General features: G+C 69.9%; 11 protein-coding genes. 6 read left to right on the forward strand and 5 right to left on the reverse strand.

Annotation, left to right across the window (positions count from 1 at the left end):
* Positions 1–75: 75 nt before the first annotated feature.
* Positions 76–306 carry a ferredoxin gene (locus tag ACWD12_RS15770; protein WP_450099985.1) on the forward strand — a complete coding sequence of 77 codons (231 nt, stop codon included), beginning with the start codon at positions 76–78 and terminating at the stop codon, positions 304–306.
* Positions 307–421: 115 nt separating this feature from the next.
* Here the strand turns inward: ACWD12_RS15770 and ACWD12_RS15775 are convergent, their stop codons facing one another.
* Positions 422–1,102 (reverse strand): TetR family transcriptional regulator, encoded by a 681-nt coding sequence (locus tag ACWD12_RS15775; protein ID WP_450099986.1) that lies wholly within the window; start codon positions 1,100–1,102, stop codon positions 422–424.
* Between the two features lie 161 nt (positions 1,103–1,263).
* Between ACWD12_RS15775 and ACWD12_RS15780 the strand changes: the two genes are divergently transcribed.
* The 4 genes from ACWD12_RS15780 (at position 1,264) to ACWD12_RS15795 (ending at position 5,529) form a co-directional block, all read left to right on the forward strand.
* Complete coding sequence (locus ACWD12_RS15780; protein WP_450099987.1) at positions 1,264–2,634, forward strand: glycosyltransferase family 4 protein; 1,371 nt, start codon at positions 1,264–1,266, stop codon at positions 2,632–2,634.
* A gap of 71 nt (positions 2,635–2,705) precedes the next feature.
* Positions 2,706–3,443 (forward strand): class I SAM-dependent methyltransferase, encoded by a 738-nt coding sequence (locus ACWD12_RS15785; RefSeq protein ID WP_450099988.1) that lies wholly within the window; start codon positions 2,706–2,708, stop codon positions 3,441–3,443.
* Positions 3,440–4,573 carry a prenyltransferase gene (locus ACWD12_RS15790; protein ID WP_435839214.1) on the forward strand — a complete coding sequence of 378 codons (1,134 nt, stop codon included), beginning with the start codon at positions 3,440–3,442 and terminating at the stop codon, positions 4,571–4,573. The genes ACWD12_RS15785 and ACWD12_RS15790 overlap by 4 nt, the downstream gene beginning before the upstream one ends.
* Before the next feature lie 182 nt (positions 4,574–4,755).
* Positions 4,756–5,529 carry a maleylpyruvate isomerase family mycothiol-dependent enzyme gene (locus ACWD12_RS15795; protein WP_450099989.1) on the forward strand — a complete coding sequence of 258 codons (774 nt, stop codon included), beginning with the start codon at positions 4,756–4,758 and terminating at the stop codon, positions 5,527–5,529.
* A gap of 519 nt (positions 5,530–6,048) precedes the next feature.
* On the opposite strand, the gene ACWD12_RS15800 is transcribed toward ACWD12_RS15795, so the two are convergent.
* Complete coding sequence (locus ACWD12_RS15800; RefSeq protein WP_450099990.1) at positions 6,049–7,233, reverse strand: methyltransferase domain-containing protein; 1,185 nt, start codon at positions 7,231–7,233, stop codon at positions 6,049–6,051.
* A gap of 4 nt (positions 7,234–7,237) precedes the next feature.
* On the reverse strand, positions 7,238–7,567 hold the full coding sequence (locus tag ACWD12_RS15805; protein ID WP_450099991.1) for a hypothetical protein: 330 nt from the start codon (positions 7,565–7,567) through the stop codon (positions 7,238–7,240).
* 122 nt (positions 7,568–7,689) lie between these two features.
* Between ACWD12_RS15805 and ACWD12_RS15810 the strand changes: the two genes are divergently transcribed.
* Complete coding sequence (locus ACWD12_RS15810) at positions 7,690–9,042, forward strand: tetratricopeptide repeat protein (protein ID WP_450099992.1); 1,353 nt, start codon at positions 7,690–7,692, stop codon at positions 9,040–9,042.
* A 749-nt stretch (positions 9,043–9,791) separates the two neighbouring features.
* Here the strand turns inward: ACWD12_RS15810 and ACWD12_RS15815 are convergent.
* Positions 9,792–10,808, reverse strand: coding sequence for an LLM class F420-dependent oxidoreductase (locus ACWD12_RS15815; RefSeq protein WP_450099993.1), 1,017 nt, complete (start codon positions 10,806–10,808; stop codon positions 9,792–9,794).
* A gap of 217 nt (positions 10,809–11,025) precedes the next feature.
* On the reverse strand, positions 11,026–11,796 hold the full coding sequence (locus ACWD12_RS15820; RefSeq protein ID WP_358351531.1) for a hypothetical protein: 771 nt from the start codon (positions 11,794–11,796) through the stop codon (positions 11,026–11,028).
* Positions 11,797–11,988 lie beyond the last annotated feature (192 nt).

Raw genomic sequence — 11,988 nt, forward strand, 5'->3', positions numbered from 1 at the left:
ACCGGAGTACGACCCAGTACCACCGAGTACGACCAGTACGACACGAGAACCGCGAACGAAGAGGTGACTTACCCGATGGGCGACAAGTGGCGCGTCGAGGTCGACAGGTCCGTGTGCATCGGTTCGGGCATGTGCATCGGCAGCGCGCCCGACGACTTCAAGCTCGACGCGGGCCGGCAGTCGCACCCGCGCCTGGAGATCCTGGACTCCTCCGACGGCATCATGGAGGCGGCCGAGAGCTGTCCCGTCGAGGCGATCAGCATCGTGGACGCGGAGTCCGGCGAGACGCTCTTCCCGCCGGAGTGACGGCGGGCGGCGGAGCCTGACGGGGGTGACGGGGGAGTACGTGCGTCGGGCGGTTCCGGGCCCTGGCCGGCCCGGAATCCGCTCCGCGCGCGCCGTGCCGCGCGGGCGACACGTGTCACCTGGCGTGCGTTGCCGCGGAGCCTTCCCCGGCTGTCCCGCCGGGCGCGTCCTCGGGGATCAACCGCGCGACGGTCTCGATGTCGAGCCGTACCTGGGAGATCGACGCGCGGCCGTTGAGCCACGAGATCAGCGACGAGTGCCAGGTGTGGGTGATCACCCGGATCACCGCCAGTTCCTCGGTGCTCGGCTCGACCGTGTCGTCCTCGTGGATCGCCTCGAAGATCATCTGGGTGGTGATGCGGCTCACACCGTCCACCTCCGCCGAGACCGAGCGGTCCGCGAATTGCAGCGCGCGCATCATCGCCTCGGTCAGGTGCGGCTCGCGCTGCATGCCCCGGAAGGCGCGCAGCAGCGTGTCCACGACCCGGTCGCGCGGCGGCAGGCCCTTGTTGGGCTTGCGGCGCAGTTGCCCGCCCAGTTGTTCGAGCTGGTCGTACATCGTGGCGACGAGCAGGTGCACCTTCGAGGGGAAGTAGCGGTACAGCGTGCCGAGCGCGACCTCCGACAGCTCGGCGACCTCGCGCATCTGGACGGAGTCGTACCCGCCCTGTGCCGCGAGGCGGGTCGTGGCCCTCAGGATCCTGCGTCTGCGGGCCTCCTGGCGCTCGGTCAGGGGCGCTCCCGGGGCCTTGGTGTACGTCGTCATCATCCGCCCGTCTGTCGTCGTCCTGGGCATGCCGGACACTGGTGTTCACCTGACTGCACTTCAGATACGGCCGTTGCGTGTGTTACGGGTCACGCCGTGGCCGTAGTGACCGGTGCCCGGCGGTATCTTGCAGTCTCCGACGGGCCAATCTGCGCTCAATACTGAAACTCGTTCTAGATTACGCGACTACTATGCTCCGCCAAGAGCGTCGAAGGGGGCCATTCGTGATACGGAAGACCGTGGGGGCCGCGGAATCTCCGGCCTCCGCCGCGCCTTCCCCCGCGGATCGGCCGCTCCGAATCGCCCTCCTGGCGTACCGCGGCGACCCGTTCTGCGGCGGTCAGGGAGTGTACGTCCGGCATCTGTCGCGCGAACTGGCCCGCCTCGGGCACCACGTCGAGGTCATCACCGGACCGCCGTACGCCGTCGTCGACGACGTCCCCGGCAACCCGGTCAAGCTCACCAAGCTGCCCAGCCTCGACCTGTACCGCGACCCGGACCCCTTCCGGCTGCCGCGACCGCGCGAGTACCGCGACTGGATCGACGTGCTGGAGGTCGGCGGCATGCTCACCGCGGGCTTCCCCGAGCCGCTGACGTTCTCGCTGCGCGCCGCCCGGCACCTCAAGGCCCGCCGCGCCGAGTTCGACGTCGTGCACGACAACCAGACCCTCGGCTACGGCCAGCTCGCGCTGCCCCGCATGGGCTTCCCGCTGGTCACCACGATCCACCACCCGATCACCGTGGACCGCGCCCTCGAGATCGCCGGGGCCGCGACGCTGCGCCGCAAGCTGACGCTGCGCCGCTGGTACGGCTTCACCACCATGCAGAAGCGCGTGGCCGCCCGCCTCCCCGAGGTCGTCACCGTCTCCGGCTCCTCGAAGGCCGAGATCGTCGAACACCTCGGTGTCTCCCCGGACCGCGTGTCCGTCGTCCCGGTCGGCGCCGACACCGAACTGTTCTCGCCGAGTGACACGGTTGCCAAGGTGCCCGGACGCATCGTCACCACCGCGAGCGCCGACGTACCGCTCAAGGGCCTGATCCACCTCGTCGAGGCGCTCGCCAAGCTGCGCACCGAGCGCGAGGCCGAACTGGTCGTCGTGGGCAAGCCCAAGACCGACGGTCCGGTCATGCGCGCGATCAGGCAGCTCGGCCTGGGCGGCGCGGTGCGCTTCGTCAGCGACCTGACCGACGCGGAGCTGGTCGACCTGATCCGCAGCGCCGAGGTGGCCTGCGTACCCTCGCTGTACGAGGGCTTCTCGCTGCCCGCCGCCGAGGCGATGAGCTGCGGGACAGCCCTGGTGGCCAGCACCGGAGGTGCCATACCCGAGGTCGCCGGCCCCGACGGCGAGACCTGCCTTGCGGTACCGCCCGGCGACGCCGAGGCGCTGCGCAAGGCCATCGGCCGGCTGCTGGACGAGCCGGAGCTGAGAGCCCGGCTCGCCCGCAACGGGCGGGCCCGCGTCCTGGAACGCTTCACGTGGCGCAACGCGGCGGCCCTGACCGCCGAGCGCTACCGCGTCGCGATCGACGCCCACGCCGACGCCCGCGCGGTCCACGCGTAACCCCCACCCGCCCCGCCCCGAACGACCTCGCGAAGCCTTAGCAGTTCTGCACAGGAGACGGAGCCGCCGACTTGCTCACCGTGGATTTCTCACGCTTCCCGCTCGCGCCCGGGGACCGGGTCCTCGACCTGGGCGCCGGCGGCGGCCGTCACTCGTTCGAAGTGCTGCGGCGCGGCGCGCACGTCGTCGCGCTGGACCGCAACGAGAAGGACGTCCGCGAGGTCAACACGATGTTCGAGGCGATGTCCGAGGCCGGCGAGGCCCCCGAGGGCGCCACCGCGGTCGCGGTGACCGGTGACGCGCTCGACCTGCCGTTCCCGGACGACAGCTTCGACCGCGTGATCATCTCCGAGGTACTGGAGCACATCCCGGACGACGAAGGCGTGCTGGCGGAGATCTTCCGGGTGCTCAAGCCCGGCGGGCTCGCGGCGATGACGGTGCCGCGGTACGGGCCGGAGAAGGTCTGCTGGGCGCTGTCGGACGCGTACCACGAGGTCGAGGGCGGGCACATCCGCATCTACCGCGGACACGAGCTGGTCGAGCGCGTCGAGGCCGCCGGATTCGAGCCGTACGGCGACCACTTCACGCACGCGCTGCACTCGCCGTACTGGTGGATCAAGTGCGCGGTCGGCGTCGACAACGACAAGGCGCTGCCGGTGCGGATGTACCACAAGCTCCTGGTGTGGGACATCATGAAGGCACCGCGCGCGACCCGCTGGGCGGAAAAGGCGCTCAACCCGCTGATCGGCAAGAGCTTCGTCGTGTACGCGGTCAAGCCGCGCGCCGCCTCCACCGAGGACGCGGCGTGACGCGCCTCGGGGCCCACGGGGGCACGGGTCGGGATTCCCTCGAAATCCTGGCCCTGGACGGGGTCCTGACGGTTGATCAGATCGGGAAGACGATCGACGGAATCGCGTCGGTGCAGCGGCCGGACGGGTCGATCCCGTGGTTCGTGGGCGGGCACCTGGACCCGTGGGACCACACCGAGGCCGCGATGGCACTCGACCTGGCGGGACGACACGCCGAGGCGGAGCGGGCGTACCGCTGGCTCGCGTCGCGACAGAACCAGGACGGGTCCTGGTACGCGGCGTACACCGACGGCGTGGTCACCGATCACAACAAGGAGGCCAACTTCACCGCGTACCTCGCGGTCGGCCTCTGGCACCACCATCTCCTCACCGGGAACGAAGAGTTCCTGGTCCGCATGTGGCCGCACCTGAAGGCGGCCACGCAGTTCATCCTCGACCTGCAGGCGCCCGGCGGCGAGATCCGCTGGAAGCGCGAGGCCGACGGCACCGCGGTGCCGGACGCCCTGCTCACCGGCTCGTCGAGCATGTACCAGGCGCTGCGCTGCGCCCTCGCGGTCGCCGACCACCTCGGCGAGCCCCAGCCCGACTGGGAGTTGGCCACCGCCCGCCTCGGCCACGCGGTCGTGTCGCACCCCGAGCGGTTCCTCGACAAGAACCGCTACTCGATGGACTGGTACTACCCGATCCTCGGCACCGCCCTGCGCGGTGACGCCGCCCAGGCGCGCATCGCCGACCAGTGGGACACCTTCGTCGTCCCCGGGCTCGGCGCGCGCTGCGTCTCGGACCGGCCGTGGGTCACCGGCGCGGAGAGCTGCGAACTGGCCATCGCCCTGTGGGCATTGGGACAGAGCGACCGCGCGGTGGAGATCGTCTCCTGGATCCAGCGCCTGCGCCACGACGACGGCCTCTACTGGACCGGCTACGTCTTCGAGGACGACGCCATATGGCCCGAGGAGCGTACGGCGTGGACCGCCGGGGCGATGATCCTCGCCACCGCGGTCCTGGGCGGCGAGCCGGCCACCACGACCGTCTTCGGCGGCGCGGAGGGCTACGCCGAGACCGGCCTCCCGGTCGGCCTCGCGCCTGCGGACGTGCGCTGCGACACGGAGATGTGCTTCGACCCGCGCTGATCCGGCTGGTCCGGCTGATCCGGTGATCCGGCCGGTCCGGGCTGATCCGCGCTGATCCGCGCTCTTCGGCCGGAGCGGCGAGTCGGAGGAGCGGCGAAGCGGCCCCAAGAGGACGAACAATAGGGTCGAATGCTGCTGACGAGACCGATACTTCTCCGGGACATTCGAGACAGGGGCAGGCCATGGCCGAGCCGTACTACGCCTGGGACCACGACCACTACTGCGACCTGTTCGTCGCACAGGCGGACGTACTCGCCGAGGCGGTGTCGGGAGCGGACCTCACGACCGAAGTGCCGACCTGCCCCGGCTGGACGCTCGCGAAGCTCGTGAAGCACGTCGGGATCGCCCACGCGTGGTCGGCGGCGAACGTACGCGCGGGCGCGGCGTCCACCCCGGTCGTGGCGCGCTCGCTGGACCTCGGCCTGCCGGACGACCCGTCGGGCCTGCCGGAGTGGCTGGCGGCGGGCGCACGGCGCTCGGCGGCGTACCTCAAGGAGGCAGGACCGGACGCCCCGGCCTGGACGTTCGGCCCCGTCCCGCACGCCCGGTTCTGGGGCCGCCGCATGGTGCACGAGACCCTGATCCACCGCATCGACGCCGAACTCGCCCTCGGCATCACCCCCAAGGTCGACCCGGACCTCGCGGTCGACGGCATCGACGAACTCCTGACCGTCATCCCCGGCACGGGCTTCGGCGACCGAGAACTCCCGCACGGTAATGGCGAATCCCTCCACATCCACACCTCAGGCGGCGACCGCCCGGGCGAGTGGACCATCACCCTCACCCCCGACGGCTACAACTGGACCCGAGGCCACGCCAAGGGCAACACCGCCCTCCGCGGCGATGCGGTAGCCGTAATGCTCATCCTGAACCGCCGCGCGCCGGTCACCGAAGCCGTAGAGGTATTCGGCGACGAACCCCTGCTGACGCACTGGCTCGCAGGCACAGCCTTGTAGCACAACGCCACGCCCGCACCAAACAGCGCGCGAGGCCGGCGAGGGAGCGCCCCCGAACCGGAAGTCCCTGGCTGGGAGCGGCAATTCACGGTGCGGTCCACCCCGGGCGGGGTCCGCCCCCGTGCGGGGTGGAGGCGGATTGCAGGCGGGGGGTTACTGGTTGGGACAGGTCCCCATGGGGCGGTCCGTCTCGTGAACGCTGTCTCACCTGGTTGCGGTGGCGGCTGTGTTGGGTGCCGGGGTGTTTGCCGGTTGGCCAAGTTCCCAAGGGGCGGTCCACCACGTGATGAGTTCCCTGCCATGGCGACGGAGGCTGCCGTGCACCCCTGCGGGAGTTCCCGGCCCGGAAGCGCCTTCGCGGGGCGGTGGCCCAACCCGGCGATCCGGAACGGGAGATGGAGCCGGAGCCGGAGTTGAGCCCAAGCACGCGGGGTTCCGCCTCATGAGGTGAGCCCCGTCGCGCTCCCGACCGTAGCGTCGGGTTGGGGCCCATCTAACCGATGACTTACCCGTAACGGCCTACGTCGTCGGCACCGATTTCGGTACGAGGTTGTCCGGGCGGTCGAGCCACACCCGCTCGTTGCCTGCCGGTCCCACGGTCAGTCCGAAGCGGTCGAAGTCCGGGCGGTCTTGGTTGTCCCACCACCGCCATGCGCTCTCGAGTTCGTCCCACAAGCGCCGTGGGCCCGCCTGCCGCACGCCGTACTCGACGGCGTCCGGCTCGTAGTCCGCGGTCGCCCAACTCGTGACGTCCGTGTCGTACAGCCACAGCGTGTAGGACCCGTCGTCGTACCGTTCGACGCGGCAGAACATCCGCGGCACCTGCACGCCGATCGCGAACATGTCGATCCATTCGCCGACTTCGTCCGGTGACAGGGTGGTAGAACTCCGGGTGCCGTCGGCCGGCCACGGCTCGGACAGGTACGCCCGGAACGGCGGGCGCTCAACCCGCTGTTGCCGTAGGCGCATGAACGCCGAGGAGCCGATGAACCGCCCTGACGCCGTACCGTCGTCGGCAACGGTGAGACGTACGATCCCCTCACCGCCGTACGTCGGCCCCCACGGGGCGACGATCACCCCGCCCGGCCGTGTTTGGGCGATCCACGCCGGCGGGATGCGCCCGATCGAGCAGGTGGCGATGACGCGGTGGTACGGCGCGAGTTCGGGATATCCGAGCGAGCCGTCGCCGACGACGAGGATCGGATCCGCACCGAATCCGGCGAGCCGTCTGCGGGCCTCCTCGGCCAGGGAGGCGTCGACCTCGACCGACACCACGTTGCCGGGTCCGACCCGGTGGGCGAGCAGGGCCGCGTTCCACGCAGTCCCCGTGCCGATCTCCAGGACGCGATGGCCGTGTTCGACTTCGAGGGCGGCCAGCATCAGAAAGACCATGCGAGGCATGCTGCTCGAACTCGACGGGATCGCGCCGCGCCCGGGACCGTCGTAGGCTCCGTCGTCCCACTGGGTGGTGATCGGCACGTCGCTGTGGACCGCGCGCCACCACAGTTCGGGGTCGTCGCTACGAATCACGCGGTCGTCTTGGCGGTTCTCGTCGGCGTGCCCCGGCCAGATCACGTCGGGAACGAACCGATGCCGCGGCACGGCATGGTACGCAGGGAGCCAATCGGGGGTCAGCGCCCCCATTTTCAGCAAGGCCGCGGCCAACTCGTCGGCGTGGGTTGTCCGCGTGATGTCGTCTGTCATCTGCCTACTTCCCGTCGGCCGGGCCCTGGCCGTCGCTCGTGTTCCCGCCCTCGTCGGACCCACCGCCGCCGTGCTTGGAACCCTTGTTGGAGTCGTCCTGCTTCTTGGCCTGCGGGACAGGCGTCCTCGGGCCGTCGTCGGTGCCGCGTGCCACCCGCCCGAGTTCGGCCGCCGCGATGGTCCACGCCAGGCCGCCGCGTTCAGGTCGCAGATAGACGGTACGCCGATCCTGCGCCGCGTCGAGAACGTCCATGACCCGCTGGGGCCCGTACACGGTGTCCAGGATCGCGCCGATCCCGGGATCCGCATGCGTCGTGCGCGAGGGTGCGGTCATCGGGACTCCTAGTCGATCGAACGGAAGCTGCTGACAAAGAGTGAACAGTCAGGCACGGAAAGTCGGTACGGTTGGCGGCAACCGTGACGTTGAAATCCTTGAATCGCCGGTCGGGGGAGCACATGACCGAACGAACACGGCGTCCCAACAAGGGACTTGCGGATCTGCTCGCCGAGGCGTGTTGGCTCAACGGCGAATTCGCGCGTGCGGTGAACAGGACCGGCACGGAGTCGGGTCTTCGGCTCCGCTACGACGATTCGGCCGTGTGCCATTGGCTGACCGGAACCATGCCCAGGCCCCGAGTCCGTGCGGTGATCCTGGAGACGTTTGCACGTCGCCTCCACCGGCCTGTGACCGCGCGCGAGGCCGGATTTCCCCTCGCCGCCGAGGCGTCGACCGAGCCCGACCCGGATACCGTGACAGGGTTGGTCGAGTTCGGGAGCGCAGACATGGACCCCTCACGTCGTTCCGTTTTGGGCGCGGGGCTCTACTCGGTGGCCGTGGCGGTGCCCGGGTGGCCGGACAACATCGACCGGTTCGCACGGCTGAGCCGCGACCCGCACACACGCATCGGCTACCGCGAGGTCGAGGCGGTGGTGGCGATGACCGAAAAGATCAGCGAACTCGACGACCGGTTCGGAGGCCGCGCCGCGCGGCCGATGGCAGCGGCGTTCCTGGTCAACACGATCGGGCCGTACCTGCGGGCGGACGCGCCGCCGGACGTGCGTCGCGCGATGCTGTCGGCCGCCGCCGACCACTGCTACCTGACGGGGTACATGGCGATGGACGAGCGGTCGGACGGTCTCGCCCAGGGCTACTACATCAAAGCCCTGGAACTGGCGTTGGCTGCGTCCGACCACTTGGCGTACTGCACGACGCTGCGGGGGATGAGTGTCCAGGCCGTCGATCTGGGACACGCACAGCTGTCGCTGCAACTTGCGGACGCTGCGTCTGCGGCCTCCCCGGGGGCTGGTCCGCGCATGCGAGCGTTCCTCGCCGGACAGCAGGCCCACGCCGCCGCAGCGACCGGTGATCGGAACACCGCACTGATGAAGATCGGCGAAGCCGAGGTCGCCATGGAACGGGCCGAGGCGCAGGCGAAGACCTTCGGCTCGTATGCGCCGTCGTCACTGAGCTACCACCTTGCCCAAGTGCGCTACGAACTCGGAGATCGCGAGCAGTCTGTGACTCACCTGGATGAGTCGAACCATGCTCGACACGACAGCTACCAGCGTTACAAGGTCTTACGGACCGCGCTGGGCGCCGAACGCAAACTTGAACTGGGGCGACTCGAAGAGGCGTGCCGAGACTGGTACTGGGCCCTCGACGGCTATACGCATGTCCAGTCTGGCCGGTGCGACGATCGGGTCAACGCCATGTTGGCGGCTCTGCGTCCCTACTTGCGCAACTCCAACGCTCGCTCTGTATACGAACGGGGCCGCCTCTTGGCTCCGAGCGGCGCCAAGATCACCTGAACAGCGGATGCACGCTAGCGGCGAGATGCGAGAGGGAATCGCCCAAGCCCGCGCACGTGGCCGATTGGGACGATCTGCCCGAGTGGCAGCAGGAGACCGACGCCGACATCTTCGACTCCATCGAACAGCAGGTGAGGACCACCCCGGCCGGCCGGTGAGGCGGAACGGGGGGTTATCCGCCACCGCTGCGCAGCTCCGGCCGCGTTAGTGCTCAGCGCGCCGCCGATCCTTCGGCGGCGCGCAACCTCACACAGCACGGGTCGTGTCCGATCAGCTGAATGCAGACAGGCCGTTCGCGTGGCGGTTTGTTTTTGTGATGATGCCTCGCCCCGAGGTGGCTGGAGTCGGTTTTGCGAGGCGGGAGTTGCCGATGTGCGGCAGCCATTGGCGTGACAGTCCGTCTTCTTGATGCTGCCCCACCCCTTCGCGACTGCGGACGGTTTTGCGAGGCGGAGTTGCTGGTGTGGAGGAGCGGTCAGCAGGGCAGTCCGCCACGTGATGGTGTCCCGCCCCTTCGCGGCCGGAGGCCGCCGGGAGGTTGCGGTATGTCCACGGCCGCTCTCCTCGCTGCGCTCGTCGAACACAACCCCCGTGGAGGATCTGCCTCGTGAGGCGAGCCCCCGTCACGCTCCTGACTGCAGTGCAGGGTCGGGTTGAGGGCCCAACCGTGCGTTCCGGAACGGAGCGTGGGGTTGGAGGCGGAGTTGAGACCGCTGCGTGTTGGGGGCGCCGCTTGGTGGTTGTGGGGGCTATGCGTTGGCGAGGTCTGCCAGGAGTTTCAGGGCGGTGGGGTCCTTGGTGGTGACGATCATGTCGGTGACGTGTTTGTCGTCGCGCCAGGCGGCGTAGCGGTCGCGGATGCGGTCGGCTGAGCCGACGAGGGCGATCTCGTCGACGAATTCGCTCGGGACGGCGGCGATGGCTTCCTCGCGGCGGCCCTCGAAGAACAGGTCCTGGATGCGGTCGGCGGCGTCCGAGTAGCCGAAGCGGCGCATCAGGTCGGCGTGGAAGTTCTTGGACTTGGCGCCCATGCCGCCGACGTAGAAGCCCATGGCGGCCTTGATGGGGAACATCGCCTTTTCGAGGTCGTCCTCCAGGACGACCTGCACCATCGGGGCGATGCGGAAGCCTTCGGGCTTGTCGCGGAGGGATTCGCCGTAGACGGAGGGGTTGTACGGCGACCAGTGCAGCGGCAGCCAGCCGTCGGCGATCTGCGTCGTCAGGTGCACGTTCTTGGGGCCTTCTGCGCCGAGGAAGAGGGGGATGTCGGCGCGCAGGGGGTGGGTGATGGGCTTGAGCGGCTTGCCGAGGCCCGTGCCGTCCTCGCCGCGGTAGGGGTGCTGCGCGTACCGGCCTTCGAGGGCGACGGGGCCCTCGCGGCGCAGGACCTGGCGGATCACGTCGACGTACTCGCGCGTGAAGGTGAGGGGGCTCTTGGGGAACGGCCGGCCGTACCAGCCCTCGACGACCTGCGGCCCGGACAGGCCGAGGCCGAGCATCACGCGCCCGCCCGACAGGTGGTCGAGTGTGAGCGCGTGCATCGCGGTGGCGGTGGGGGTGCGCGCCGTCATCTGCGTCACCGCCGTGCCCAGGCTGATGCGGGACGTGTTCGCGGCGATCCAGGTGAGCGGTGTGAAGGCGTCGGAGCCCCACGACTCGGCGGTCCAGACCGAGTCGAAGCCGAGGCGCTCCGCCTCCTGGGCGGTTTCGACGAAACCGGCCGAGGGGCCGCGCCCCCAGTACCCGAATGTCAGACCGAGCCGCATCGTGTTTCTCCTCATGGCCGCGGGGACGGCCCCTGAAGGGGCGTCAGGTTCCGCCTGGCACTGTAGAACACGTTTTACTTTGTTGACCATGGGCCCCGGGGCGCCGCCGTACGCGAGACACCCCGGCACGCGGAACGCCGAGGGGGCGCCCGCCGCGAAACGCGGCGGGCGCCCCCTCGAGAGTGACGCCGGTCACTGTGGGCCGTGGTGGCCCGGACTACGACTTCTGGATCCCCGAGACGTTCCACAGAACGCCGCGGACGCCGTCGACCTCGACCAGGAGGCCCTGGCCGTGCTGCGCGACCGCGAGGTACCACACGCCCGGGTTGAGCGACCCGGCCGGGGCGTTGGTCTGCGCGTCGACCAGCTGGCGCTGGTCCGGCACCGAGAACCAGTACGGCTGGAAGGACGGGTCGGCCGCCGCGGGCGCGGGGGCCGGCGCCGGGGCACCGCCGTACTGCGCCTGCTGGGGGGCGCCGTAGGGGGCACCCTGCTGCGGCTGGGCACCGTACGGGGCCTGCTGGCCGCCGTAGCCGCCCGCCGGAGCGGCCGAACCGCCGCCACCGAGGCCGAGGGGGGCCTTGAGGGCCGGAACCATCTCGTTCGCGATGACTCCGCCGGCCAGGATCAGCGAGGCGATGATGATGAAGATCGCACCGATGCCCGCCTCGGCACCGTCCGGGATGGCCGCGAGCGACCACAGCGCGTTGAGCGGCGTGACGATCGCGAGCGGCACCGCCCACTGACGCAGGGTCAGGCCGAACAGCACCTGCGGACGCGGCTGCAGGCCGCCCAGGATGTACAGCACGGCCGCCGCGATCGGGATGATCACCTCGGACGTCACGACCGGGGCGAGCTCGCTGGCCCAGGCGTTGCGCGAGAAGTCGCCGACTTCGGCCTTCATGTACGCCAGGAACGAGAAGATGAAGATCAGCAGCGCTGCGACCGCGACGATCGCATCACCGCGAGTGAGTTTCTTGATATCCACTAGTTGGGGTCTCCTCCCGAGGGGGTGGGCGCCGCCAGGGTACGGGGGCGACCCGAATTGCCGCACCGGCCGCGCCCCCGCGCGCTGCCGGTGCATGGGGTTGATGTCTTCCGGTCGGACACTGTGCCAGATCCGGTCGGGGGCGGGTGTCCCGCCGGTCGGGGGGCGACGCGGCAAGGCCCGGATTCATAG

The sequence above is a fragment of the Streptodolium elevatio genome (assembly GCF_053592165.1).

Bases quoted from the DNA above. Each gene is read 5' to 3' on its own strand.
- ACWD12_RS15780 (WP_450099987.1), top strand. From the start codon at position 1,264: ATGCTCCGCCAAGAGCGTCGAAGGGGGCCATTCGTGATACGGAAGACC.
- ACWD12_RS15805 (WP_450099991.1), bottom strand. From the start codon at position 7,567: ATGACCGCACCCTCGCGCACGACGCATGCGGATCCCGGGATCGGCGCG.
- ACWD12_RS15795 (WP_450099989.1), top strand. From the start codon at position 4,756: ATGGCCGAGCCGTACTACGCCTGGGACCACGACCACTACTGCGACCTG.
- ACWD12_RS15775 (WP_450099986.1), bottom strand. From the start codon at position 1,102: ATGCCCAGGACGACGACAGACGGGCGGATGATGACGACGTACACCAAG.
- ACWD12_RS15815 (WP_450099993.1), bottom strand. From the start codon at position 10,808: ATGCGGCTCGGTCTGACATTCGGGTACTGGGGGCGCGGCCCCTCGGCC.
- ACWD12_RS15810 (WP_450099992.1), top strand. From the start codon at position 7,690: ATGACCGAACGAACACGGCGTCCCAACAAGGGACTTGCGGATCTGCTC.
- ACWD12_RS15770 (WP_450099985.1), top strand. From the start codon at position 76: ATGGGCGACAAGTGGCGCGTCGAGGTCGACAGGTCCGTGTGCATCGGT.
- ACWD12_RS15800 (WP_450099990.1), bottom strand. From the start codon at position 7,233: ATGACAGACGACATCACGCGGACAACCCACGCCGACGAGTTGGCCGCG.